This window comes from Aeromonas sp. R1-2 (assembly GCF_040908505.1).
GTDB classification, from domain to species: Bacteria; Pseudomonadota; Gammaproteobacteria; order Enterobacterales; family Aeromonadaceae; genus Aeromonas; species Aeromonas veronii.
The window spans coordinates 107,418-131,645 of sequence record NZ_JBFODU010000009.1; the positions used below are offsets into that span (position 1 = coordinate 107,418).

The window sequence follows — 24,228 nt, forward strand, 5'->3', positions numbered from 1 at the left end:
ACCGATAGAAATAAAAATCCCCCGGTAACGGGGGATTTTTATAGCCAAAAGTATAAAACACGGCCGTGCATTATTAGTGATTTTCAACTTCATCCTTCGCGATACTTTCATAGTAAAAGTCAGTTAATTGCGAAGTTAAAAAATCATCCATTAATATCTTTATGAATAGATCTTTGGATACTTTGGTATCGAGCATTATTTTTGTTTTTTCAGGGTTAAAGCGGATTCTGTTTTTTAATGCTGGATATGCTTGGCAAAATGCAATGATTTTATCATTGCCAATATTTGAGGAAAGCACTGGAGATGATTTTGCGACCCTTGTTAATTTTCTTGCATATTTTACGTCACTTACCAAACTCTCCAACTCACTGATGTTGGACAAAATGTCTTTGTTTTTAATTGCAGCTATGCCTAATGAGGCTTCTTTTTTTATAACGTCATGAAAGCCAAAACTCTTTTCAATGACATCCAATTCAAAAATAAAAATACCTTTTTCTGTTCTTATTAGCTGAAAGTTATCACTAATCCTAAAAAAGTCATCATTTATTTTTTCAAATTTCGAATGAGATTGTTTCAAAAAGAAATGTTTTTTTGAAAAAATGTTTACTGGAGCCATAGTTTTATATAAAACTATTTGCTTATTGTGATCCCCAATCTCTATCAGTAGTACTTTGATATTATCAATGCCATCCTCATCTACTTTAAAAAACTCATGGTCATCAGTTTCAACTACTTTGTTCATAGCATTGAGTTCATCAGGTATGTCAAGGTCATAGTAGTAAATAACCTTTGATCTGCTATCTGATGATGATAGGTTTAAAATACTTAAATCTTCGTTATCGATCACTGTCGATTGTAATTTAGTAAGAAATAGTGAAATCAATCCACCTTGTGCTTCAGGATTAATATCCATTTTCTTTGGAGTATCGTCTCCCTTTACTAGCGCATATACAACAACTGATATTTGATCTTTGTTTTCAATGAAATATTGTAGCTCAACATTTAATAATTGTTTTCTTTCAATAGCTTTCGTCATAATCAAGCCTTATGATCTGAATAGTAAATTCTGTCGTCTAATTTTATGTACCTTACAAGGTCATTATTTTTTAGCTTTTGGCGGGTAATAACAATAATGTCATCTCTAGCTTGCTTGCCTTTAAATTCACCACTAACTTTGTAAATATGAAATCCCAGTAAGGCCAATGATGGGTTTGCATAAAAAAGATCTGTTTTTATATATATTACGCCCATAACAACAAGTAGTAATACAAGAACGAAAATATATTTTGTTTTCTCAAGGTCAAATGTTATTAATGGTATTACGTATGTAGCCAAAAAAGTCAGGTGCTCATAATTTATGCTTTCAATTTTTGTTATTTTAAAAGGAATTTCAGGTGTTTGTCTAACGTCACTCTTGAATTTTAAATAACAGAAAACACTATATATAAAAATGCCGATGAAGATTATTGACGTTGTATTCCTTTCAATTAAATTATAAGTGCCAATGAATTCGCATTTTTCTCCAAAACAAACTGGAATATCAATTGTAATGATTATAAAAAATAAAAAAAGTAGTGATAGAGACAATATGTAGAGGCTGGCTTTTTTATATGTATTACTCCAGTGATAATTTTGTTGATTCATAGAACCTCCGTTCTATTAACTTATCCTGTATGTTGGGCTAAATGCCGTAGGTTGGTGCTGAACGAAGTGAAGCCCAACGTTTACCGAGAAAGCTAAATTTCTTTTAGTTATCGATAATATATGTTCAAAAATTATCTTTTTTGGGAAACCATATCTCCCGTTTGTTGGGCCTCGATGCGTTCAGCACCAACCTACAACATATCCCTAGCCGATTATTCCCGACCCGAGTCACTATCAATGGCCCAATCTGGCCCTATCCATCCTGCGGCGATATGGCGATGAATGGAGGAGTAAGGCCAATCGACAGGTTTGGCACAATAACCATGTTTGACCGGATTGAAGTGGATGTAATCGACATGGGCTTGCAGATCCTTGTCATCCCGGATCAGATGTTCCCAATAACGGCGTTGCCAGATACCGCGTTCCCGTTTTCTGAGTCGGCTCTCCCGTATCCGCTCTGTTTTGGCAATGCCCCGTGAAAAGCCTGCCTTGATTAGAGACCAGCGCATGGGATAGTCACTGTCACCCGGCGGTAGTTGCCAAATGGCATGGAGATGATCCGGCATCACCACCATGGCAATAATCTCGAAGGGGTGTTGCTGTTTGACGTGGCGGAGCACTTCGCGCAGCAGGTCGATATGACGTACCAGCAGATCCTGCTTTCGGTCAGCCAAGTTGACGGTGAAGAACCAACATGCCCCACTGGTTGTTGCTCGGCGATAGCGCATGGTTCTCCTTTCCGGAAATATCCAGTCTGTTCGGTTGCACCGAATGGCCACCAACTGACCGAGGGCTCGCGTGTTGGGCTTCGCTACGCTCAGCGCCAACCTACGCAATGCATCAATCACTGTGCAAAACCCACGCTACCGCCCGTGGATTACAGCTTCCAATATGCTCCATTAACCAGCGAGGGCAGCAGCCCATCACTGATGAATAGGCACCGGATGGCTATGTTAAGCCAATCGAATCTGGTCGCACCAGTCAAAAGCTGACGTAACTGTCAGTAATGACTGGTTTTTTGCGCTAGCTCAATAAAAGAGTGTGGCTGGAGGCAGGATTCCCATGGCCCTTGATTTTATTGGGGTTGGCGGGTATGGCGGGCAAGTAGAGGTCGGGCTTGCTACTGAGGAAGGGTTGGCTGGGGGCAATCCCGCTTAGCCAATCGGCGCTATAGTGCGGGCGATGGTTGACCTGTGCTCTGTCTCCCAGCTGGCGAGGCGGGGGATCTGCGGCAACAATCAGCTGTTGCAATCACAGCCATTTGCAATACATCGTCATGCAAATATGACCATGCAAACACATCACCAGATAGAGAGGATATCTCCCATGAAGCGTACCATCCTGTTCGGCCTGCTCTGCGGCAGCGTGCTGCTGGCCAATCCGGTCTTTGCCAACGACGCAGCCCAGTTGCAGTGCGAGGCGCAGGCCGCAGCCAAAAAGTTAAACGGCGCCGCCAAAACCAGCTTTGTCGGCAAGTGTGTGAAAGATGCCGCTGGCGCCGCGACCGGCGAGTGCGAGAAGGCGGCAGCCGACAAGAAGCTGGCCGGTGCGGCCAAAAACAGCTTTATCCAGAAGTGCGTGAAGACGGGCGCGGCGGCGGATCCGGCGGCCAAGTGCGAGAAGGCGGCGGCCGACAAGAAGCTGGCTGGCGCGGCCAAGAACAGCTTTGTCCAGAAGTGCGTGAAGGATAGCGCCGCCAAGTAAGGCATTTTCTCATCCGGTGTGTTTGCGGGGGGCCATCAGGCCCCCCGCGCTTTTTGGGGCGCACTGATGGCGCAACGCACAAGCCTTGTATCGGGGCGGCAATAGCGACACTATTGACTCCTTTTATGGGTGCCGCAGAGGCGCAGCCATGACCTGCCGTGACCGGGCGAGGTGTTGGCGAGCCGCATCCGTGCGGGATTACGCGCGATAAGGGAGCAAATCAGGATGATGGAAGGGCAACAATGGCGCTGGCTCAATGAGCCTGCCGAATGGCACCAGACCAGCGATGGTTTGCAGGTGGTGACAGACCAGCAGACCGATTTTTGGCGCAGCACCTGGTATGGCTTCGAGCGCCACAGCGGGCATCTTTATGGCTGCGAGGTGGCAGGGGAGTTTACCTTTCAGGTCTGCGTCGAGGGGGAGTTCACCACCCTCTACGATCAGGCGGGGCTGATGCTGCTGCAAGACGAAGCGCACTGGCTCAAGGCTGGCATCGAGTACAACGACGATCAGCCGATGATCGGCAGCGTGCTGACCAATCCGCGCTCTGACTGGGCCACCGGAATTTTCCCCGGCAATCCGCGTCGCTTCTGGCTGCGGCTGACCCGGCTGGCGGATTGCCTGCGTTTGCAATACTCCACCGATGGCAAGGTGTGGCCGCTGCTGCGCCTCGCCCCGTTCCCGCCAAGCGAACGATGCTTTATCGGGGTGATGTGCTGCACACCGGAGCGGCAGGGGCTGGCGGTGCGCTTCTCTGACTTGCGCCTCACGCCGCCCCTTGGCAAGGCGCTCCATGATTTGAGCTAGGCCAGCGTTTTGCCTGCGACATTGAGCCAATAAAAAAGCGCCCGCAGGCGCTTTTTTCATTTGGCTGGTAAGGCCTCAATTAGCTGATCAGGCTGGCCCACAGGTCATATTCGTCGGATTCGTCGATCCGCACCTTGACCATGTCCCCCGGCTTGAGGTTGGTTTCGCCGTTGAGGTAGACCAGACCATCGATCTCCGGCGCATCGGCGAAGGAGCGGCCAGTTGCGCCCTCTTCGTCCACCTCGTCGATGATAACGGTCATCTCCTGACCCACTTTGCGGGCCAGCTTGCGGATGGAGACCTGCTGTTGCAGCTCCATAAAGCGCTGGAAGCGCTCTTCCTGAATCTCTTCCGGTACCGGATCCGGCAGCTCGTTGGCCAGTGCCCCTTCGACCGGGCTGTATTTGAAGCAGCCGACGCGATCCAGCTCCGCCTTGTCGATAAAGTCCAGCAGCATCTGGAAATCTTCCTCGGTCTCGCCTGGGAAGCCGACGATAAAGGTGGAGCGCAGGGTGATCTGCGGGCAGATCTCGCGCCACTTCTGGATCCGCTCCAGGGTGCGCTCGACGGTACCCGGGCGCTTCATCAGTTTGAGGATGCGCGGGCTGGCGTGCTGCAGCGGAATATCGAGGTAGGGCAGTACCTTGCCATCGCGCATCAGCGGGATGACGTCATCCACGTGCGGGTAGGGGTAGACGTAGTGCAAGCGCACCCAGATGTCGAGCTTGGCCAGCTCTTCGCATAGGGCGACCATGCTGGTCTTGACCGGCATACCGTCGTAGAAACCGGTGCGGTGCTTCACATCGACGCCGTAGGCGGAGGTGTCCTGGGAGATCACCAGCAGCTCCTTCACGCCCGCCTCTTTCAGGCGCTTGGCTTCGGCCAGCACGTCGCCGATGGGGCGGCTCACAAGATCCCCGCGCATGGAGGGGATGATGCAGAAGGTGCAGCGGTGGTTGCACCCTTCGGAAATCTTCAGATAGGCATAGTGGCGCGGGGTCAGCTTGACGCCGTGGGCCGGTACCAGACTGGTGAAAGGGTTGTGCTGCGGCTTCTCCACATATTTGTGGACGTGGCCCAGCACCTCTTCATAGGCGTGGGGGCCGGTGATCTCGAGCACCTTGGGGTGGATCTCGCGGATCTGATTCTCTTTGGCGCCGAGGCAACCGGTGACGATCACCTTGCCGTTCTCGGCAAGCGCTTCGCCGATCGCTTCCAGCGACTCTTGCACCGCGCTGTCGATAAAGCCGCAGGTGTTGACGACGACCAGCTCGGCATCGTCATAGCTGGGCACCACATCGTACCCTTCGGTACGCAGCTGGGTCAGGATGCGTTCTGAATCGACCAGGTTTTTGGGGCAACCCAAGGAGACGAATCCTACTTTGGGGGCCTGTTTTGTGTTGGACATCGCTCAATCACTCTTAGGTGGCTCTTCTTTAAGGGCGCGGATTTTACCGGAATGGTTAACCAAAAACTATACAGCCAGCATGGCAGAACCGAACAATATCTCCGACCAGGCAAGATTGGGCCGCACCAACAGTCGCTGATGGCGCGCCCTTGGTGGGGCTATTGCCTCTGCCGTGCAGGCTTGTTGTGGGGAAGCTGCTTTGTTGATTTTTCTGTCAATTTTGACGCTGTGGCGGGGAGAGCGTCAAAGGGAGTCACTATACTTCCATCACGGGGTCCCGTTGGAGAAGGCGATGGAAAGTTCATTTGGCGAAAAAATGCAGAGCGTACATGCCACGCTCAGGCAGCGCTTTGACAAGCTGAGTCGGGTGGCCATCGCGATTTACGATCCCCATACCGATCAGCTCAAGACCTTTGCCCACAGCACCGAGGGGCCCTCGCCACTGGTGCAATATGAGGTGAAGCTGAGCGATGTCCCCTCCCTGAGTTATCTGGCGGAGCACAAGCAGCCCCGGGTGCTCGGCAATCTCGATGCCCTGCGTGGCTCGGCATCGGAGCACAGCCGCAAGGTGCTGGAGGCGGGTTATGCCTCCAGCTATACCGAGCCGCTGCTGTTCAACAGCAAGCTGTTTGGTTTTCTGTTTTGCGATGCCATGGAGCCGGGATACTTCGAGGAGCCGATCCGCAGCGAGCTGTCGGCCTATGCCCAGGCGCTCTCGGCCATCATTGCGGTGGAGTTTTTCTCCATCCAGACCCTCGGCGGTGCGCTGACCACGGCGCGGGAGTTCAGCCGCTATCGGGATGAGGAGACCGCCAACCATCTGCACCGGATGTCGGCCTACTCCCGGCTGATTGCCAAGACGCTGGCCCCGACTTGCGGCCTGAGCGACGAGGAGGTGGAGTTTATCTACCTCTTCTCCGAGCTGCACGACATCGGCAAGATTGCGGTGCCGGACGCCATTTTGCTCAAGCCGGGCAAGCTGACGCCGGAAGAGTTCGAGATCATGAAGATCCACCCCGGCAAGGGGCGGGAGATGATCAGCTTGATGATCAACGAGTTTGGTCTCGATGGTATTCACCACACCGATATGCTGACCAATATCATCGCCAGCCATCACGAACGCTTTGACGGCACCGGCTATCCGCTAGGGCTGGCGGGTGAGGCGATCCCGCTGGCGGCGCGCATCGTGACGGTGGCCGATGTGTTTGATGCCCTGACCAGCGAGCGCCCCTACAAGAAGGCCTGGCCGTTCGAGACGGCGTTTGCCTATCTGGAGGAGCATGCCGGCAGCCAGTTTGATCCCGCCTGTGTCGCCGCGGCCCTGCACAACAAGGCCGAGTTTTATGCCATCTATCAGCAGTATCAGGATCCGGCCTGCTCTGCGAGCGTGGCGGCCAGCGGCGCCGAGCCGGGTTGAGCGCGTGTGATGAGCGTAAGGGGGGAAAGAGGCGGTTCAAGCATGGCGAGGAATAAATAGAGAGGGGGCACCAGCAGGTGCCCCCTCTCTTTTATGCGCCTTTTCTATTTCATGCGCCCTTATTTTGCCGACCTTCTATCTGCGGCTATGGCGTGTGCGGTCAGGTTACTTTTTGGGCGTCGGCTCACTGATCTGGTAGAGGTGATCCGCGCAGGCGCTGGAGCAGCCACAGGGGCGCACCTCTTTATCTTCCCGCTTCTGGGCAAGCTGGTATTGGCGCCACCAGATGATGGTGCCCATGGCCAGGATCAACACGAACGAGGCGAGCAGGCTCAACAACCAGATGGACATGATCTCTTCTCCTTGATGGTGATGACATGCACGGCGATGGCATCAGTGATGATGGCAGCAACCGCCCTGCTGGTTGGCGCCTTCACTGCCGTGGCAACAAGTATGGCCTTGCAGTGGGCTCTCTGCCGGATTGCCACTACTGGCGCAACAGTGATTGGAGCCACTGTTGCAACCACCATGACAATTGGCATGGCTGTGGTCTGCGCCGACGGGCTGGATGGCACGGATAGTCGCCTTGCTCTGATGACGGCGAGACGGACGCCCCTGACTGGACTCGGTTAGAGGTTGCAGATTGGCGGGGGTCAGCAGCGCGGGCAGCGGCAGGCGGGCAGAGCGACACTGCAGCACCCGGATATTGGCCGCCAGCAGGCGCCCCAGCATTCGCTCGCCGATATTGCGCACTACCACCTGACCCACCTGATGATGGGCGAGGGCGTCGAGCAGCGCTTGCTTGCCGTGGCAGCCTTCGGCGACGGCCGGGTTGGTCAGGGTGGCGATGACGTTCCCTTCGGGGTTAAGAATTTGCAGCTGCTCGGCACGGGTAAAGTGGCCAGCCAGCAGCCCCTGACTCAGCATCAGGGCGCTGTTGCTGGGGTTGGTGGTCATGGTTGTGACAGCATTCATGTCGGCTCTTCTCCACTGGTTGGGTGGTCGGGCTCGGCGGGTTGCATCATCAATGCCTTGCCCAGACTCAGACACTCCACCACCTTGTAGCGCCCTTTTTTCAGGATATTGGCCAGGGTCTGGCGGGAGACCCCCATCACCAGGGCGGCCTCCTGCTGCTGCATTCCTTGAAGGTCGACGAGGCGCAGTGCCTCGAACTCATCAGGGGCCAGCGTGACCTGTTCCAGCTGATGCATGGGGCGGCCGTTGGGTTTGAAGCAGCTGTTGGCGGGGCGGCCACAGATCTGGCGGGCAATCTTGGGTCTTGGCATGGTGGCTCCTAATTGGCATAAGCCATTTATACGCTCATATGTGGCATATGCCAATAATTTTGTCGGGTGTAGAGAGCTGCGCCAGTGCTGTTTACGGCAGAGAGGGGTAAAGAGGGGGAGGAGGAATACGTACAAAAGCAGTGAAGGTGGCAGAAACGACGCAGGCCCGAACATGGTTCGGGCCTGCGGTTTTGCAGAGGATGGCGGTTGCCTTCCCGACGCGCTTACGCCTGTTCGGCCTCGGCCACGGGGGCTGCGCTCTCGCTACCGTTGGCGAAGCGATCCGCCCACAGGGCAATCACGCCGTCACCGGTGACGTTGCAGGCGGTGCCGAAGCTGTCCTGCGCCAGATAGAGGGCGATCATCAGGGCGATGGAGGCTTCACCAAAGCCGAGCATGGAGGTGAGCAGACCCAGCGCCGACATCACGCCACCACCCGGCGCGCCTGGAGCGGCGATCATGATCACCCCCAGCATCATGATGAAGGGGAGCATGGTCTCGATGCCAGGAATGGCCAGATGCTCGGAGAGGAACATCACCGCGGTGGCACAGGTGACCAGGGTAATGGTGGAGCCACAGAGGTGAATGGTGGCACACAGCGGCACGGTGAAGTTGGCGATACCGTCGCTCACGCCGTTGTTCTTGCTCGATTGCAGAGCTACCGGAATGGTGGCGGCGCTCGACATGGTCCCCAGCGCGGTAAAGTAGGCGGGCAGCATGTTCTTGATGAGCTGGGCCGGTGAGCGGCCAAGGGCCAGACCGGTACCCACGAACAGTACGGAGAGCCAGATCCAGTGCATCAGGATCGCCATCACCAGCACCACGCCGAAGGTTTTCAGAGTGGCGAATACGGTGCCTTCTACCGTCATCTCGACAAAGACGCCCGCGATATAGAACGGCAGCAGCGGAATGATCACCTTGGCCAGCAGGCGGTCGATGATGTCACGACCCTGATCGGCGACCCGGCGCAGATCGGTGGCCTGGGTGGCGCTGATGCCAATGCCGAACACGAAGGCAGCGGCCAGTGCCGACATCACGCCAAATAGCGGCGGGATCTCCAGATTGACGTAGGAGGCGAGTTTGATGGCCGTGGCCGTGGTGGGCTCGGCAGCGGTGGTGAACTGCGGGATCAGGTGGCTCGCCACGGTAAAGGCGAACAGCCCCGCCAGAATGGTGGAGCAGTAGGAGAGGGCCACGGTTTTGCCCAGCAGCTTGCCGGAGTTTTTCGGCAGGCTGGCGATGCCGCTCATGATAAAGAACAGAATGATGAGCGGAATGGTGAAGGTGATGAGCTGACCTATCACTGTCTTGGCCGTAAACAGCACGCGCGCCACCCACTCAGGGGCGTAGAGACCGAGCAAGAGACCGGCAAGGATGCCAGCAATGAGTTTCAGGACAAGTTTCATAAGGAAATCCGGAGTTGGTTGTATTGTCTGTTTTGTTATTAAATTTTGATATTAATCACACTTTTTAACACGTAAGCCGTGTTATGTCTGCCTTTTCTGCGTTAACGCCGAGTTAAATATTGTCGAAGGCCAAGATCGCCGACTAGCTGTCGGCTTGGCGTTGAACGGGGAAATCCGTGATGAATTAGCCCGTTAGGTGGCCTGATGATCGCCACGCAGCAACATGACGTACTGGGTGGCGTGTTGACTTGAGGAATCTGACGTACTGGCTGATACGGCTTCCATCGGCGCCAGTTGCAGCGCTATCCCGGATGTGGTGACCAGTTGCTGTAGCTGAGCGTGACTTATCTTGCCGCTTGGCGGCAGGGGGAAGCAGATCGGAGCGCCCGCTTTGAGCAGGGTCGCCAGCTGTTGCAACTGGGGAACAAGGGTGGCCGCGTCGCTATCAAGCGGGCGGCTCAGCCAGATCCCATCGTAAGGGAGCACCGAGTGCATCTTCGCCAGCGGGCAGACCCGCACTGCTTGTCCGGATTGCTGCGAGGCAACTCTGGCGTCAGCCAGCACAGCTTCGCAGGCGGTGACCACATACCCTTCTGCACGCAGCCAGCAGAGATCCTCCCCCGTACCGCATTGACCATTGAGCAGGTGAGCGCCGGGTTTGAGGCGTGCCACAAAGGCAGCTCGAACGTGGGCGTGCTGGTCGTTAAATGGCCAGGAAGCGGGGATGGCGTCAGAGTGTGGCACAGGGGTTACCTCAAGCAGGGGGCGCACAGGGTAACAAATCGGGGCCTGACTGCCAAAGCGCGCAGTCAGGCCCCGATTTGGAAGTGTGAGAGTTGCTGGCGCCGGTTAGCGGCCGCAGGCAGGCCCGTGGGGTTGGGCCAGCATGGTGAACATGCTCTCTATCAGGAAGGCGGATTCGCCCTGCAGGTCTATCCGCCCCGGAAAGTGGAGCCAGTTGATGATGTAGCCATCCAGAGTGCAGTGGAGCAGGGTGGCGGCGCGCTGCAGGTTGAGGTTGGCGGGCAGCTGGCCCCGCCGTACCGCGTTGGCCAGGGTGGTCTCCAGGTCCCGAAAGAAGTTGGCGGACTGGCTGCGGATATGCTCGCGCAATGAGATGGCTTCCCCCTCCAGCGATTCGAGATTGAACAGGATGGTGAACATCTGCCGCTGGGCCGGATTGTGAATGAAGCTGTGGAGCACCCCTTCGAAGAAGAGGCGCAGTTGCCCCAGCGGATCTGGCTCATCTGGATTGAGGCAGGCATCGAGCTGATGGGCGAGGGGGCTGCAGAGTTCCTGCCAGAGCGAAATGAAGAGTTCATCCTTGTTCTTGAAGTGCCAATAGATGGCACCGCGGGTCAGGTCTGCCGCTTTGGCTATGTCGGTCAGGCTGGTCTTGGCCAGGCCCTGAGAGCAGAACAGATCCAGCGCCGTGCTCATGATGTGGCAGCGGGTTTGCTGCGCCTCTTCTTTGGTTCGTCTGGCCATCGAAATTTGTGCCTCATGCAAGCAAAAAGTCACTTACATACATTTATGAATGTATGTATATTGCCTCATCTTTCGACTATTTACCAACAGGGCCCATGTGGCCCTGATTGTTCATTGACTGGCAAAGGCTCAGGTGTTTCATGCATAAACATATTCTTGCTCGTTCAGTTGGTCTTGCCTTGCTGGCTACAGGCTTGCTGGCAGGTTGTGGTGACAAGGGGGGCGCACCCCAGGGACAGGGCGGCATGCCCCCCGCGGCGGTCAACGTGGTGACCCTGCAGAGCGGCCCGCTGATGTTGACCACCGAGTTGACCGGTCGCAGCGCCCCGTTGCGGGTGGCCGAAGTGCGTCCGCAGGTGAGCGGCATCATCCTCAAGCGCCTCTTTACCGAGGGAAGCGATGTGAAGGCGGGCGATCTGCTCTATCAGATCGATCCGGCTGTCTATCAAGCGGCAGTTGCCAGTGCCAAGGCCAATCTGGCCAAGGCCGAGGCTAACGAGCAGAGTGCCCGCCTCAAGGCGCAGCGCTATCAGGAGTTGCTCAAGGTCAAATCCATCAGCCGTCAGGACTATGACGACGCCGACGCCAGCTGGAAGCAGGCCAAGGCGGAGATCATGGCGAGCAAGGCGGCCCTGCGCACTGCCGAGATCAATCTCGGTTACACCCGCATCACCGCCCCCATCAGTGGCCGCATCGGTAAATCCGCGGTGACTGAGGGGGCGCTGGTGACCGCCCAGCAGGCTGATAGCCTGACCGCCATCCAGCAGCTCGATCCCATGTATGTGGATGTGCGTCAGTCCACCGCCGATCTGCTGCGCCTCAAGCGACTGGTCGCCGAGGGCAAGCTGACCCAGGACGAGCAGAAGGGGGCCAAGGTGACCTTCCAACTGGAAGATGGCTCCACTTATGGCGAAGAGGGCTCGCTGCAGTTCTCTGACGTTACCGTAGATGAGACCACCGGCATGGTGGCGCTGCGGGTGATCGTCCCCAACCCCACCCATCTGCTGCTGCCCGGCATGTTCATGCGCGCCACCCTGCAAGAGGGCGAGCGGGCCAAAGGGCTGCTGGTGCCGCAAACCGCGGTGACTCGCACCCCCAACGGCGGCGCCACCGTGCTGGTAGTGACCGCTGACAACAAGGTGGATCTGCGCAACGTTCAGCTGGGTCGCATTGTCGACACCAGCTGGGTGGTGGAGTCCGGTCTCAATGCCGGCGAGCGGGTGATCGTGGCCGGGTTGCAGAAAGTGCGTCCGGGTGCCGTGGTCAATCCGGCTGAACAGGCTGCGGCGCCGGCAACAGCCGCCACCCCGGCCAACAAGTAGGATGGAGTAGTCGCTTCATGGCTCGATTTTTCATAGACAGACCCATTTTTGCCTGGGTGATCGCGCTGGTGATCATGCTGGCGGGCAGCCTGGCCATCATCAAGCTGCCGGTCGCCCAGTATCCGAGCATTGCGCCGCCGGCGGTGAGCATCTCCGCCAGCTACCCGGGCGCATCTGCCAAGACGGTAGAGGACTCGGTGACCCAGATCATCGAACAGAACATGACGGGGCTGGATCACCTGCTCTACATGTCCTCCCAGTCCGACTCTGCCGGCCGGGTGTCGGTGACCCTGACCTTCCAGCCGGGGACTGATCCCGATATCGCCCAGGTACAGGTGCAGAACAAGCTGCAGCAGGCGATGTCGCTGCTGCCGCAAGAGGTTCAGCAGCAGGGCATTCGGGTGCAGAAGACCTCCAGCAGCTTCCTGATGGTGGCCGCCTTCATCTCCAGCGATGGCAGCATGAAGAACGACGATCTGGCGGACTATGTGGTCTCCAACATCAAGGAGCCGCTGAGCCGTCTGGACGGGGTAGGGGATATCACCCTGTTCGGCAGCCAGTACTCCATGCGGATCTGGCTCGACCCCAACAAGCTCAACCGGGTGCAGATGACCCCGAGTGATGTGCAGCTGGCGATCAAGGCGCAAAACGCCCAGGTGGCGTTTGGTAAACTGGGGGGAACCCCCTCGGTGGCCGATCAGCAGTTCACCGCCACCATCATGGGCCAGACCCGTCTCTCCACCGTCGAGCAGTTCAACGACATTCTGCTGCGGGTGACTCAGGATGGCGCCAAGGTGCGGCTGAAAGATGTGGCCCGGGTCGAGCTGGCTGGCGAGAGCTACGACGCCGAGGCGCTCTACAACGGTCAGCCTACCGCGGCGGTAGCCATCAAGCTGGCGACCGGTGCCAACGCGCTGGATACTTCCGAGAAGGTGCGCGCCAAGCTCAACGAGCTGTCGGAGTACTTCCCGGCCAACATGAAGATCGTCTACCCCTACGACACCACACCGTTCGTGAAGATCTCCATCGAGGAGGTGGTGCAGACCCTGATCGAGGCGATCTTCCTGGTGTTCTGCGTCATGTATCTGTTCCTGCAGAACTTCCGGGCGACCCTGATCCCGACTATCGCGGTGCCCGTGGTGCTGCTCGGGACTTTCGGGGTGATGGCAGCATTTGGCTTCTCCATCAACACCCTCACCATGTTCGGCATGGTGCTCGCCATCGGCCTCTTGGTGGATGACGCCATCGTGGTGGTGGAGAACGTGGAGCGGCTGATGAGCGAGGAGGATCTCTCCCCGCTGGAAGCGACCCGCAAGTCGATGACCCAGATCACCGGCGCGCTGGTGGGGATTGCTCTGGTGCTCTCCGCCGTATTCGTGCCGATGGCCTTCTTCGGCGGCTCGACCGGCGCCATCTATCGCCAGTTCTCGCTGACCATCGTCTCGGCCATGACCTTGTCGGTGCTGGTGGCGCTGATCCTGACTCCGGCGCTCTGTGCCACTCTGCTCAAGCCGATGAAGCACGGCGAGTTTGGTGCCCAGCGCGGCTTCTTTGGCTGGTTCAACCGCGCCTTTGATGCCGGCACCCAGCGCTACCAGCGCGGTGTGGGCAAGGTGATCAAGCAGGGCGTGCGCTACAGCCTCATCTACGGTGCCATGCTGGCGGTGCTGGCGGTGCTCTTTATGCGGATGCCCACCTCCTTCCTGCCGGAGGAGGATCAGGGGGTCATCATGTCCATGGTGCAACTGCCGGTGGGGGCGACCAAGCAGCGCACCGAGGTGGTGCTGGCGGACATGCGCGACTACTTCCTGAAAAACGAGAAGGATAACGTCGATTCTGTTCTGACGGTGGCGGGCTTCAGCTTCGCCGGTAGCGGTCAGAACAGCGGTATGGCCTTTATCAAACTCAAGGACTGGAGCGAGCGCAAGAGCCCGGATCGCAGCGCCAATGCCATCATCGGTCGCGCCATGGGCTATCTGTTCAGCATCAAGGAGGCGCAGGTCTTCGCCTTTAACCTGCCTCCCATCCCCGAGCTGGGTACGGCGACCGGTTTTGACTTCTTCCTGCAGGATCGCGGCGGTATCGGTCACGAGAAGCTGATGGCGGCGCGCAATCAGCTGCTCGGTATGGCGGCGCAGGATCCCACTCTGGTGCGGGTGCGCCCGAACGGGATGGAAGATACGCCGCAGCTCGATATCAAGATCGACTACGAGAAGGCGCTGGCGCAGGGGCTCTCCATTGCGGAGATCAACAACACGCTGGCAAGCGCCTGGGGTTCTGCCTACGTCAATGATTTCATCGACCGCGGCCGGATCAAGAAGGTCTATATGCAGGCGGATGCCCCCTTCCGGATGAACCCGGAAGACCTGAAACTCTGGTATGTGCGCAACAGCGCCGGTCAGATGGTGCCCTTCTCCGCGTTTGCCAGCACCGAGTGGAGCTTCGGCTCACCGCGTCTTGAGCGTTACAACGGCGTGCCGGCGATGGAGATCGTCGGGGAAGCTGCGCCCGGCAAGAGTACCGGTGATGCCATGGCTGCCATCGAGCAGATGGTGAAGAAGCTGCCGGAAGGGGTGGGCATCGAGTGGACCGGGCTCTCCTTCCAGGAGCGGCAGGCCGGTTCACAGGCACCCGCGCTCTACGCCATCTCCTTGCTGGTCGTGTTCCTCTGCTTGGCGGCCCTCTACGAGAGCTGGAGCATTCCGTTCTCGGTGATGCTGGTAGTGCCGCTCGGGGTGTTGGGGGCCATTTTGGCTGCCACCCTGCGCGGGCTGGAGAACGACGTCTACTTCCAGGTGGGCCTGCTCACCACCATAGGCTTGTCGGCGAAGAACGCGATTTTGATCGTGGAATTTGCCAAAGAGCTCTATGACAAGGGGATGGGACTGGGTGAGGCGGTGGTGGAGGCTGCGCGTCTGCGTCTGCGCCCGATCCTGATGACTTCGCTTGCCTTTATCCTAGGGGTGCTGCCGCTGGTGATCAGCTCCGGTGCCGGCGCCAGCAGCCGCAACGCCATCGGTACCGGCGTGATGGGGGGGATGATCAGTGCCACCGTGCTGGCCATCTTCTTCGTGCCGCTCTTCTTTGTGCTGGTTATGCGCTATTTCACTAACCACCAGAGCAAAGAGGTGCGCATGGCTGCAGCGGTTGAGTCAAAAGGTGACTGAGCAAAAGCGTATCCATCTGTTCTGAGCGACAGATCACAATTTGATAAATTAGTCAGTTAAAGCTGACTATAAAATGGGGCAACACGAGCGGTTGCCCCATTTTTTTCGCCCAAAAAACGGTAACTTGGCTGTGATCTGTTCGATTTTGAAAGGTGATTCGGATGAGTTCATCAAGTGCTTTCGGTTCTCCATCGAATCTTGATTCAAAACCCTTGATGAAGGCACTTTTTGGTGTGCAGGTTTACAGAAAACGAGATAGAATCTGCCCCTTATCGGCTGGTAGACTATGTGTCTTTTGGTTTGGTACCCCTCTTTTGGCTATAAAATGCGAGCGGGTAACACTGTTATCGACCATCAAAACATAAGAATGCTGGAGGACACGATGACCAACAGCAAACAAAATTCGGTTAAAAGCAGCAAACTGGGGGCTGTAACCCAGGGGCGGTAGCCATGGTGTTATCCTGATTTTTTGTTCAACGTATGTGCATAACGGCTGTGTAGTGCAGTCTTGGCAATACACGTTATTTATTGATTTTTAGTGCTAATACAGCTGTTTTCTGTTCCATACCCCCGATACAAAATTCCGTATTCACTCCTCGCAAGAGAACGCATATCTATGAAAATTCTCGTTACCGGTGGCGCAGGCTTTATCGGCTCTGCCGTGGTGCGCCATATCATCCGTGATACCCAAGATGTTGTTATCAATCTCGATAAACTCACCTATGCCGGCAATTTGGAATCCTTGGCCAGTGTATCGACAAGCGATCGTTATGCGTTTGAGCAAGTGGATATCTGCAATCGCGCCGAGCTGGATAGGGTATTTGCCCTGCACCAGCCGGATGCGGTGATGCATCTGGCCGCCGAGAGCCATGTTGACCGCTCCATTACCGGCCCGGCTGACTTTATCGAGACCAATATCGTCGGCACCTATATGTTGCTGGAAGCGGCCCGAGCCTATTGGAACGGTCTGGACGAGGTACGCAAGGCAGCCTTCCGCTTCCACCATATCTCCACCGACGAGGTGTATGGGGATCTGCCCCATCCGGATGAAGTCGCTGCCGGTGAGTCATTGCCGCTCTTTACCGAGACCACCCCCTACGCCCCCAGCAGCCCCTATTCAGCCTCCAAGGCTTCCAGTGACCACCTGGTACGCGCCTGGCGCCGTACCTACGGCCTACCGACCATTGTCACCAACTGCTCCAACAACTACGGCCCTTATCACTTCCCCGAGAAGCTGATCCCGCTGGTGATCCTCAATGCACTGGATGGCAAGCCGCTGCCGGTCTATGGCAAGGGCGACCAGATCCGTGACTGGCTCTATGTAGAAGATCATGCGCGCGCGCTCTACAAGGTGGTGACCACGGGCTTGGTCGGGGAGACCTACAACATCGGCGGCCATAACGAGAAACAGAATCTGGAGGTGGTACACACCATCTGCGATCTGCTGGACGAGATGGTGCCGAAGGCGGGCTCTTACCGCGATCAAATCACCTATGTAGCGGATCGTCCCGGTCACGATCGCCGCTATGCGATCGATGCGACCAAGATGAGCAGTGAGCTTGCTTGGCAACCGCAAGAAACGTTCGAGTCTGGCATTCGCAAAACCGTGCAGTGGTATCTGGATAACCAGCAGTGGGTCAGCAACGTCAAGAGCGGCGCCTACCAATCCTGGATTGAGCAGCACTATTCCGCGATTGAACAGAAAGATGGGGAACGTGCCTGATGCATATTCTGCTGTTTGGCAAAAACGGCCAGGTGGGTTGGGAGCTGCAGCGCGCACTGGCGCCGCTTGGAAAATTGACTGCGCTAAGTCATGATTCTAAAGATTATTGTGGCGATTTTTTGAACCCTAATGGGCTGAGTGAGACGATACAGGCACTAAAACCTAATGTTATTGTCAATGCTGCAGGTTATACCGCTGTAGATCTTGCTGAGATAGAGCAGGATATTGCCATGAGAATTAACGCCGAAAGTGTAGAGGTATTGGCCAAAGAAGCAAATAAGTTAGGCTCTTTACTGGTTCATTACTCAACTGATTATGTTTTTGATGGTACCGGTGTTAAAGCGTGGAATGAACTAGATAACCCTTCCCCTGTAAATTTTTATGGGAAAACAAAGTTGTCTGGTGAGCAAGCTGTGCAAAAATATTGTGATAGACATCTTATATTTCGTACTAGTTGGATTTATTCTACATATGGCGATAACTTTATCAAGACTATTTTAAATCTTGGATTGGAACGAGAAACAATTTCAATTGTTAATGACCAGTTTGGTGCTCCTACAGGTGCAGACTTATTGGCTGATTGTAGCGCTCATGCCATTAAAATAGTTTTAGATGATGAATCTAAGAGTGGCTTGTATCATGTGGCTGCTAGCGGAGTTACAAGTTGGTATAAATATGCACTACATATATTGGATTTTGCTAAAAAACAAAATGAAAAAATCAAAGTGAAGGACGTTATCGAAGTTCCATCAGCATCTTTTTTTCGTGAGGCAATTAGGCCAATGAATTCAAGACTTAGCACTGAAAGGTTCCAGTGTGAATTTAATCTTGTTTTGCCAGAGTGGAGAAGTGGTGTGGAGAGAATGTTGACTGAACTTATGATAAAATAAAACTGAATCTACTAACATATAGGTTATTTCCATATGGAAAAACGTAAAGGTATTATATTGGCTGGTGGTTCAGGCACACGTCTTTATCCTGTAACAATGGCTGTGAGCAAACAATTACTGCCTATTTATGACAAGCCTATGATCTACTACCCGTTGACGACTCTTATGCTGGCTGGTATTCGAGATATCTTGATCATCAGCACACCACAAGATACTCCTCGTTTTGAGCAATTATTGGGTGATGGCAGTCAATGGGGCTTGAACTTGCAATATAAGGTACAGTCAAGTCCGGATGGATTAGCACAAGCATTTATTCTGGGTGAACAATTCATTGGTTCAGATCCCTGTACTTTGGTACTGGGCGATAACATCTTTTATGGCCATGATCTTCAGAAACAGCTGGAGGCTGCTGCAGCTAAAGAGAGTGGTGCTACTGTATTTGCCTATCATGTGCAAGATCCTGAACGTTATGGAGTTGTCGAGTTTGATAATCAAGGAACAGCAATTTCACTGGAAGAAAAACCACTTAATCCCAAGAGTAACTATGCTGTAACTGGGCTCTATTTCTATGACAATAATGTAATTGAGATCGCAAAGAGCCTTAAACCTTCCCCACGTGGTGAGCTTGAAATTACGGATGTGAATAGCATCTACTTAGAGCAAGGAAATCTATCAGTAGCTATGATGGGCCGTGGCTATGCATGGCTTGATACCGGCACTCATGAAAGTCTGATTGAAGCGAGTAACTTTATTCAGACCATTGAGACGCGTCAGGGCTTGAAAGTCGCTTGTCCAGAGGAAATTGCCTATAGAAAGAAGTTTATAGATAAAGAACAAATTTTGAGATTAGCAAAAACACTCTCAAAGAATGGTTATGGTCAGTATTTGTTGCGCATGGTCAGGAGTTAATAACTATAGGATAAGAAATGAAGGCGATTAAAACAGATATCAATGACGTGCTTATCATCGAGCCTAAAGTGTTTGAAGATGAACGTGGATTTTTTTTTGAAAGCTTTAATCATCGAGAGTTTGAGCTTGTTATCGGTAAGAAGGTTAACTTTGTCCAAGATAACCACTCCAAGTCGATACAAGGAACTCTCCGCGGCTTACATTATCAAATTCAACATGCACAAGGAAAACTAGTTCGTTGTGTACATGGTGAAGTTTATGATGTTGCTGTCGATATTCGCAGAGAGTCACCAACATTTGGAAAGTGGGTTGGTGTATTTTTAAGTGCTGAGAATAAGCGACAACTATGGATACCTGAGGGCTTTGCTCATGGTTTTTATGTCATTAGTCAGACAGCTGAGTTTCTATATAAAACAACAGACTATCGTTATGCTGAATACGAGAAAGGATTGAGCTGGAATGATCCTGAACTTGGCATTAATTGGCCTATAACAGGAACCGGTGAAGTTTTGCTTTCACATAAAGATAAAACATTCGGAAATTTAAATCAAATCGAATTATACTAAGTAAGGGAGTTAGCTTATGTCTATTCAATTATTTGTTCCCCAGTTTCGTGTTGACGAGTGTCTGTCACAAATTAAAGAATGTTTAGAAAAAGGTTGGACTGGACTCGGTTTTAAAACGCAACAAATAGAAGAGGAATGGAAAAAATATACAGGTTTACCTCATGCTCATTTTCTGGCGTCTAATACTGTAGGGCTACATTTAGCCTTTCATATGTTTAAGACTGAATTTGGATGGCAAGATGGTGATGAAGTTATAACCACTCCATTGACATTCGTATCGACGAATCATGCAATTTTATATGAAAAATTAAAACCTGTATTTGCTGATGTTGATGAATTTCTTTGCTTAGACCCTAAAGATGTCGAGCGTAAAATAACAAGTAAAACAAGAGCTATAATTTTTGTCGGTATTGGTGGTAATACTGGATGTTATAGTGAAATAGTCAGGATTTGCCGAGAAAATGGAATAATTTTAATACTTGATGCTGCGCATATGTCAGGTACTCGTATGGATGGAAAACATGTTGGTCATGATGCCGATTGTACTATTTTTAGTTTCCAAGCTGTAAAAAATCTTGCAACTGCAGACTCAGGAATGATTTGTTTTAATAATGCTGCTCGTGATGAGCGAGCAAGGAAGCTTTGTTGGTTAGGGATTAACAAAGATACTTATGCACGAACAGTGACCCAAGGCTCATATAAATGGATGTATGATGTAGAAGAGGTTGGATTTAAGTATCATGGTAACTCAATTATGGCTGCTATTGGATTGGTATCCTTGCGTTATCTTGATAGGGATAATGCCTATCGGAGACAGCTCGCAAAATGGTATGAAGCTAATTTAGCTGATGAAAAAGGTATTAGAATTGTTCCTGTAGCAGAAGACTGTGAGTCATCTAGACATCTCTTCCAAATTAGAGTTATGAAACGTGATGAAGTATTAATGGCATTGAATGAACATGATATTCATCCGGGCGTTCATTACAGAGATAACACTGAATATAAAATTTATAGTCATGGTGCTAACACATGCCCAAATGCACACAAAGCAAGTAAAGAAATTTTGTCACTTCCTATGCACCTAAATATCACAAAGAATGATGTAATATTCATATGTGACACCCTAAAGAAAATAATAGCTGCGGGGCGTTAAATGGATCTTAGATGCTTGGCTTCACCCAGTTTAGGTATCGTTATTACTGGTGCTTCTGGTTATATTGGTCGGAACTTGTGTAGTTTCTTTGGTTCAGATGATTTCGAATCTATCGCATTTGAAGATGCAAAGGAAGATTCAATAGTGATACATCTGGCTGCAGATGTATCCTCAAGCAGAGAGGCGTTTCTATCTAATCTAGCTATAGATACCATGGTTGTTGATCATGTTAATGAAAGGCATAAAGGTCTTGTTTATGCATCAACTAATAATGTATACCCATATGCTTTAGATTGCCAAGTAAATGATGTTGTAAGGTCTAATGACTATTATGCTACATCAAAGATATTTGGAGAAAACTTGCTATCCAGATTAGAATCGAAAGCATCTGTTTCGTTAAGAATAGGGGATGTGTTTGGTCCAGGACAACGACATGGCAACTTTTTTAAAGCCATCGAGTTGGCAGTGAAGACATCACAGCCAATAAAATTATATGGTCTTGGGTTGAAAAGAAGAACATATATACATATTGCTGAGCTCTGCTTTATTATTAAGCACATAGTTAGTGGGTTTTCTAAGGATATTTATCATGGGCAAGCAATAAACATCGGCTATGCAGATGCAGCTACTATTCATGAGATCGTAGATGTGATATCAAACTGCTCGGGGCTGCCTATTGAATATGTTTTAGTAGAGAATGATAAGTCATTTTTAGATATACGAACAATGAGGCCATCTCCACTTATTGAGTATAAACCCAAATGGACTTCTTTTAAAGCAGCTTTGACGGAATATGTTGAAAATTTGAAAAATTATAATGGAGTTACGTTGTGAATATATTAATCACAGGTGCTGGCTCAGTAATGGGTCAAAGTATATATAAAGCACTTACTATGCATGATTTTTCTGAAAAAATTGAAGTGCATTTTTCTAATAGTGAACTGATTGGTGCTGGGCGTTATTTTAATCACCCATCGGTTAAAGTGGTATGTGCTCCAATATTTCCTTTGGCTGTAGATTCTGATTATGAGAGTCATTTAGAAGAATATATTCGTATCAATAATATAGATATTGTTTTCTCTGGGACTCAACATGAGCTAGCCAAAATATCAAAATACAGAGATAAATTTGGGAATGCTGCAACGATACCATCTAATATTGCAGAAATTTGCATGGACAAGGTACAAACAGCGGCTATTTTATCTAAGTATGGTGTTCGTGTTCCATTGACATGTACCTTGAAAGACTATGTGAATAATCACCTTAATGACCAGCATTGTGTTGTTGTAAAACCTAATCATAGCTCCTCTTCTAGAAAAATTTTTGTAAATAATAGTAGGGAAGATGTACTTAGACTATTGGATGAGAATACTCTAAATCAAGATGGTTTTTTGGTTCAAGAGCAACTCTATGGTGATGAATATACATGTGGTTGTTATATTGACCGATATACTAAAGATATGAATCATATAATCTTCAAGCGTACATTAACCCCTGATGGTGCTACGTCGTATGGTGAGATTGTAGTAGATGATAGTATAACTGATTACTTAAAAAGTGTATGTAATGCATTGGTAGAAGAGGGCCTAGATTTTGGTCATGTAAATGTTCAGCTAATTTTGACTGATAATGGGCCTGTTCTTTTTGAAATTAATGGTCGCTTAAGCTCAACGGAAGCATCTAAGGCATACTACGGTTTTAATTCTTGCGCTGCATTTATCTATAATATAGTTAAAGAAGAATCTTATACAGGATGGTCTGTTGCATCAAGTGGGCGCTTTCTGAGATATTATGAAGAGTTATACTTTAACTAAATGAAAATAAAAAAATATCATTATTCTATGGCCCATGTAAATGGGCCTATCTACCTAATTGCTGATATACATTCAAATTATCCGGCTCTCCAATCTGTGTTAGCTGAAATCCCAACTGATTCATTAATACTCTGTGCTGGAGACATAACTGGGTATTACGTAAACCCAACAGAGGTGTGTGAGTTACTAAGGGGAAGAAACGTTCACTGTATTTTAGGTAATCATGATAAGTATATTATTGGTTCATTGAATTATCCAACTGGAAGGGAAGGTAAATATCGGGTATTATCATCTAGAACTGCTTTGAGTGCAAAACAGCTGAAATGGCTTTCAACTTTACCTGATATTATCTCTATTGAAATCGATTTTCCCTGTTCAAATAAAAAAAATATAGTCATTGATATTGCACATGGTTCCCCTCGTAATGTTGAAGAGTATTTGTATCCTGATACAGATATATGTTTTTTGGATGACTATCCCGCTGATGTATTAATTTTAGGTCATACACACCATCCCATGGTTAGGGAAGCAAGGAACACGTTAATAGTAAATCCTGGTTCGGTTGGTCAAGCTAGAGATCGTATTCCTGGCGCGTGTTATGCAGTTCTTGATGTGGTGAAGAATATGGTTGAATTTCATCGCGTCAGTTATTCAGTTTCCGAATATCAGGGTTTGTTGGAGTCTTGTGATGTTCATAGTGAAATGATTAATATATTAAGTAGGGAGAAATAATGTTTCCATTTTCAGAAATAAAAGAAGCAAAGGATACTTACCGCATATGGAGTTATTTGTCTGCCTCTGATTTAAAAAGCAGATTTAGACGTTCAAAATTAGGTGTGCTATGGCCAGTATTGCAGCAGTTAGCTTTTTCTTTAGGTGCTGGTGTTATATGGGCCGCTGTCTTTCATTTAGAGCCAGCTGACTTTATTCCCTTCCTGACAATAGGATTCGCAATATGGGGATTTATTTCATCTGTTATGGTTGAAGGGTGTTCTGCATTTGTCGTTGCACATGGATATCTGAAGCAACTCCCCTTATCACAGTCTATATTCATATTTAGGACGCTACTGACACAGTCAATATATCTGTCCATTGGTATGATTACAGCAATTAGTATTCTGATGTTATTTGGTAAGTTAAATTTGATGGGGATCCTGTATTGCTTACCAGGTTTATTTATAGTCATTATCTATGCCTATGGAGCAATAGGTGCATTGGCGTATTTAGGACTGAGATATCGTGACCTTCAGCATGCACTATCTGGGGTTTTCAGTCTATTGTTTGTTATTACACCTGTAATTTATCCATCAGAAGTTTTAATGAAAAAAGGTTTTTCCGTAGTTATATATGGAAATCCATTTTCCTCACTAATTGAAATAGTTAGATACCCTATATTAAATGGTGAGTTCGCTAGTAGTATTCATTATATTATTGCATCGGCATTTTCATTTGTCTTAGTTGCAATTCGTCTTAAACTAGGCTCTTCTTGGAGCCGTTACGTACCCTTTTGGTCATGATCAAATT

The 24,228-nt window shown here is 50.9% G+C and carries 24 protein-coding genes; 14 read left to right on the forward strand and 10 right to left on the reverse strand.

The genetic code is table 11. The annotated features are described in order from the left end of the window. Positions 1-73: 73 nt before the first annotated feature. From kwaB to AB5Y76_RS02085, 3 genes are all read right to left on the reverse strand, one after another. Entirely contained in the window at positions 74-1,036 is a 963-nt protein-coding gene (gene kwaB / locus AB5Y76_RS02075) for an anti-phage protein KwaB (protein WP_263718723.1), read from the reverse strand. Between the two features lie 2 nt (positions 1,037-1,038). Continuing rightward, the gene (gene kwaA, locus AB5Y76_RS02080) at positions 1,039-1,644 is read right to left on the reverse strand and encodes an anti-phage protein KwaA (RefSeq protein WP_257690713.1); all 606 of its coding nucleotides are present in this window, start codon (positions 1,642-1,644) and stop codon (positions 1,039-1,041) included. A gap of 212 nt (positions 1,645-1,856) precedes the next feature. Beyond that, a complete protein-coding gene (locus AB5Y76_RS02085; protein WP_263718726.1) occupies positions 1,857-2,372 on the reverse strand; it encodes a transposase in 516 nt (171 codons plus the stop codon). 598 nt (positions 2,373-2,970) lie between these two features. Here AB5Y76_RS02085 and AB5Y76_RS02090 point away from each other — a divergent pair. Together AB5Y76_RS02090 and AB5Y76_RS02095 are read left to right on the forward strand one after the other, a co-directional pair. Continuing rightward, entirely contained in the window at positions 2,971-3,348 is a 378-nt protein-coding gene (locus AB5Y76_RS02090) for a hypothetical protein (RefSeq protein WP_263718728.1), read from the forward strand. A 225-nt stretch (positions 3,349-3,573) separates the two neighbouring features. Beyond that, a complete protein-coding gene (locus AB5Y76_RS02095) occupies positions 3,574-4,155 on the forward strand; it encodes a DUF1349 domain-containing protein (protein ID WP_263718730.1) in 582 nt (193 codons plus the stop codon). A gap of 79 nt (positions 4,156-4,234) precedes the next feature. On the opposite strand, the gene rimO is transcribed toward AB5Y76_RS02095, so the two are convergent. Then, entirely contained in the window at positions 4,235-5,563 is a 1,329-nt protein-coding gene (gene rimO, locus AB5Y76_RS02100; RefSeq protein WP_088869804.1) for a 30S ribosomal protein S12 methylthiotransferase RimO, read from the reverse strand. 292 nt (positions 5,564-5,855) lie between these two features. On the opposite strand from rimO, the gene AB5Y76_RS02105 reads away from it, so the two are divergent. Continuing rightward, positions 5,856-6,980, forward strand: a complete 1,125-nt coding sequence (locus tag AB5Y76_RS02105; protein ID WP_021231198.1) for an HD-GYP domain-containing protein — start codon at positions 5,856-5,858, stop codon at positions 6,978-6,980. A gap of 165 nt (positions 6,981-7,145) precedes the next feature. Here the strand turns inward: AB5Y76_RS02105 and AB5Y76_RS02110 are convergent, their stop codons facing one another. The 6 genes from AB5Y76_RS02110 to AB5Y76_RS02135 form a co-directional block, all read right to left on the reverse strand. Then, entirely contained in the window at positions 7,146-7,331 is a 186-nt protein-coding gene (locus AB5Y76_RS02110) for a hypothetical protein (RefSeq protein ID WP_005338109.1), read from the reverse strand. A 42-nt stretch (positions 7,332-7,373) separates the two neighbouring features. Then, complete coding sequence (locus tag AB5Y76_RS02115) at positions 7,374-7,955, reverse strand: NifB/NifX family molybdenum-iron cluster-binding protein (protein WP_263718735.1); 582 nt, start codon at positions 7,953-7,955, stop codon at positions 7,374-7,376. Further along, the gene (locus AB5Y76_RS02120) at positions 7,952-8,266 is read right to left on the reverse strand and encodes a DUF134 domain-containing protein (protein ID WP_005338107.1); all 315 of its coding nucleotides are present in this window, start codon (positions 8,264-8,266) and stop codon (positions 7,952-7,954) included. Before AB5Y76_RS02120 ends, AB5Y76_RS02115 begins: the two co-directional genes overlap by 4 nt. Before the next feature lie 224 nt (positions 8,267-8,490). Then, positions 8,491-9,672 (reverse strand): dicarboxylate/amino acid:cation symporter, encoded by a 1,182-nt coding sequence (locus AB5Y76_RS02125; protein ID WP_005359180.1) that lies wholly within the window; start codon positions 9,670-9,672, stop codon positions 8,491-8,493. A 192-nt stretch (positions 9,673-9,864) separates the two neighbouring features. Continuing rightward, positions 9,865-10,416 (reverse strand): hypothetical protein, encoded by a 552-nt coding sequence (locus AB5Y76_RS02130; protein WP_139733902.1) that lies wholly within the window; start codon positions 10,414-10,416, stop codon positions 9,865-9,867. Positions 10,417-10,521: 105 nt separating this feature from the next. Further along, the gene (locus AB5Y76_RS02135; protein WP_263718743.1) at positions 10,522-11,160 is read right to left on the reverse strand and encodes a TetR family transcriptional regulator; all 639 of its coding nucleotides are present in this window, start codon (positions 11,158-11,160) and stop codon (positions 10,522-10,524) included. Positions 11,161-11,300: 140 nt separating this feature from the next. Between AB5Y76_RS02135 and AB5Y76_RS02140 the strand changes: the two genes are divergently transcribed. From AB5Y76_RS02140 to AB5Y76_RS02190, 11 genes are all read left to right on the forward strand, one after another. After that, complete coding sequence (locus AB5Y76_RS02140; protein WP_263718745.1) at positions 11,301-12,482, forward strand: efflux RND transporter periplasmic adaptor subunit; 1,182 nt, start codon at positions 11,301-11,303, stop codon at positions 12,480-12,482. Between the two features lie 17 nt (positions 12,483-12,499). Next, on the forward strand, positions 12,500-15,649 hold the full coding sequence (locus AB5Y76_RS02145) for an efflux RND transporter permease subunit (RefSeq protein WP_263718747.1): 3,150 nt from the start codon (positions 12,500-12,502) through the stop codon (positions 15,647-15,649). Between the two features lie 616 nt (positions 15,650-16,265). After that, positions 16,266-17,372, forward strand: coding sequence for a dTDP-glucose 4,6-dehydratase (rfbB, locus tag AB5Y76_RS02150; protein ID WP_263718749.1), 1,107 nt, complete (start codon positions 16,266-16,268; stop codon positions 17,370-17,372). Further along, a complete protein-coding gene (gene rfbD, locus AB5Y76_RS02155) occupies positions 17,372-18,262 on the forward strand; it encodes a dTDP-4-dehydrorhamnose reductase (protein WP_263718751.1) in 891 nt (296 codons plus the stop codon). Before rfbB ends, rfbD begins: the two co-directional genes overlap by 1 nt. Before the next feature lie 33 nt (positions 18,263-18,295). Next, complete coding sequence (rfbA, locus tag AB5Y76_RS02160; RefSeq protein WP_263718753.1) at positions 18,296-19,171, forward strand: glucose-1-phosphate thymidylyltransferase RfbA; 876 nt, start codon at positions 18,296-18,298, stop codon at positions 19,169-19,171. Positions 19,172-19,188: 17 nt separating this feature from the next. Further along, positions 19,189-19,737, forward strand: coding sequence for a dTDP-4-dehydrorhamnose 3,5-epimerase (rfbC, locus tag AB5Y76_RS02165; RefSeq protein WP_263718754.1), 549 nt, complete (start codon positions 19,189-19,191; stop codon positions 19,735-19,737). 16 nt (positions 19,738-19,753) lie between these two features. Next, on the forward strand, positions 19,754-20,890 hold the full coding sequence (locus AB5Y76_RS02170) for a DegT/DnrJ/EryC1/StrS aminotransferase family protein (RefSeq protein ID WP_263718755.1): 1,137 nt from the start codon (positions 19,754-19,756) through the stop codon (positions 20,888-20,890). Between the two features lie 15 nt (positions 20,891-20,905). Further along, entirely contained in the window at positions 20,906-21,724 is an 819-nt protein-coding gene (locus AB5Y76_RS02175) for an NAD(P)-dependent oxidoreductase (RefSeq protein ID WP_263718756.1), read from the forward strand. After that, positions 21,721-22,704: an ATP-grasp domain-containing protein gene (locus tag AB5Y76_RS02180; protein ID WP_263718758.1), complete on the forward strand. Its 984-nt coding sequence runs from the start codon at positions 21,721-21,723 to the stop codon at positions 22,702-22,704. The genes AB5Y76_RS02175 and AB5Y76_RS02180 overlap by 4 nt, the downstream gene beginning before the upstream one ends. Next, the gene (locus AB5Y76_RS02185) at positions 22,705-23,436 is read left to right on the forward strand and encodes a metallophosphoesterase (RefSeq protein WP_263718760.1); all 732 of its coding nucleotides are present in this window, start codon (positions 22,705-22,707) and stop codon (positions 23,434-23,436) included. Further along, complete coding sequence (locus tag AB5Y76_RS02190) at positions 23,436-24,221, forward strand: ABC transporter permease (protein WP_263718761.1); 786 nt, start codon at positions 23,436-23,438, stop codon at positions 24,219-24,221. Before AB5Y76_RS02185 ends, AB5Y76_RS02190 begins: the two co-directional genes overlap by 1 nt. The last annotated feature ends 7 nt before the right edge of the window (positions 24,222-24,228 follow it).

What these genes read in the sequence shown, in the direction of transcription:
- AB5Y76_RS02110 (WP_005338109.1), bottom strand. Translation starts at nt 7,331, where the DNA reads ATGTCCATCTGGTTGTTGAGCCTGCTCGCCTCGTTCGTGTTGATCCTG.
- rfbB (WP_263718749.1), top strand. Translation starts at nt 16,266, where the DNA reads ATGAAAATTCTCGTTACCGGTGGCGCAGGCTTTATCGGCTCTGCCGTG.
- AB5Y76_RS02125 (WP_005359180.1), bottom strand. Translation starts at nt 9,672, where the DNA reads ATGAAACTTGTCCTGAAACTCATTGCTGGCATCCTTGCCGGTCTCTTG.
- kwaB (WP_263718723.1), bottom strand. Translation starts at nt 1,036, where the DNA reads ATGACGAAAGCTATTGAAAGAAAACAATTATTAAATGTTGAGCTACAA.
- AB5Y76_RS02105 (WP_021231198.1), top strand. Translation starts at nt 5,856, where the DNA reads ATGGAAAGTTCATTTGGCGAAAAAATGCAGAGCGTACATGCCACGCTC.
- AB5Y76_RS02145 (WP_263718747.1), top strand. Translation starts at nt 12,500, where the DNA reads ATGGCTCGATTTTTCATAGACAGACCCATTTTTGCCTGGGTGATCGCG.
- AB5Y76_RS02190 (WP_263718761.1), top strand. Translation starts at nt 23,436, where the DNA reads ATGTTTCCATTTTCAGAAATAAAAGAAGCAAAGGATACTTACCGCATA.
- AB5Y76_RS02120 (WP_005338107.1), bottom strand. Translation starts at nt 8,266, where the DNA reads ATGCCAAGACCCAAGATTGCCCGCCAGATCTGTGGCCGCCCCGCCAAC.
- kwaA (WP_257690713.1), bottom strand. Translation starts at nt 1,644, where the DNA reads ATGAATCAACAAAATTATCACTGGAGTAATACATATAAAAAAGCCAGC.
- rfbA (WP_263718753.1), top strand. Translation starts at nt 18,296, where the DNA reads ATGGAAAAACGTAAAGGTATTATATTGGCTGGTGGTTCAGGCACACGT.
- AB5Y76_RS02085 (WP_263718726.1), bottom strand. Translation starts at nt 2,372, where the DNA reads ATGCGCTATCGCCGAGCAACAACCAGTGGGGCATGTTGGTTCTTCACC.
- AB5Y76_RS02185 (WP_263718760.1), top strand. Translation starts at nt 22,705, where the DNA reads ATGAAAATAAAAAAATATCATTATTCTATGGCCCATGTAAATGGGCCT.
- AB5Y76_RS02135 (WP_263718743.1), bottom strand. Translation starts at nt 11,160, where the DNA reads ATGGCCAGACGAACCAAAGAAGAGGCGCAGCAAACCCGCTGCCACATC.
- rimO (WP_088869804.1), bottom strand. Translation starts at nt 5,563, where the DNA reads ATGTCCAACACAAAACAGGCCCCCAAAGTAGGATTCGTCTCCTTGGGT.
- AB5Y76_RS02115 (WP_263718735.1), bottom strand. Translation starts at nt 7,955, where the DNA reads ATGAATGCTGTCACAACCATGACCACCAACCCCAGCAACAGCGCCCTG.
- AB5Y76_RS02090 (WP_263718728.1), top strand. Translation starts at nt 2,971, where the DNA reads ATGAAGCGTACCATCCTGTTCGGCCTGCTCTGCGGCAGCGTGCTGCTG.
- AB5Y76_RS02140 (WP_263718745.1), top strand. Translation starts at nt 11,301, where the DNA reads ATGCATAAACATATTCTTGCTCGTTCAGTTGGTCTTGCCTTGCTGGCT.
- rfbC (WP_263718754.1), top strand. Translation starts at nt 19,189, where the DNA reads ATGAAGGCGATTAAAACAGATATCAATGACGTGCTTATCATCGAGCCT.
- AB5Y76_RS02095 (WP_263718730.1), top strand. Translation starts at nt 3,574, where the DNA reads ATGATGGAAGGGCAACAATGGCGCTGGCTCAATGAGCCTGCCGAATGG.
- rfbD (WP_263718751.1), top strand. Translation starts at nt 17,372, where the DNA reads ATGCATATTCTGCTGTTTGGCAAAAACGGCCAGGTGGGTTGGGAGCTG.
- AB5Y76_RS02170 (WP_263718755.1), top strand. Translation starts at nt 19,754, where the DNA reads ATGTCTATTCAATTATTTGTTCCCCAGTTTCGTGTTGACGAGTGTCTG.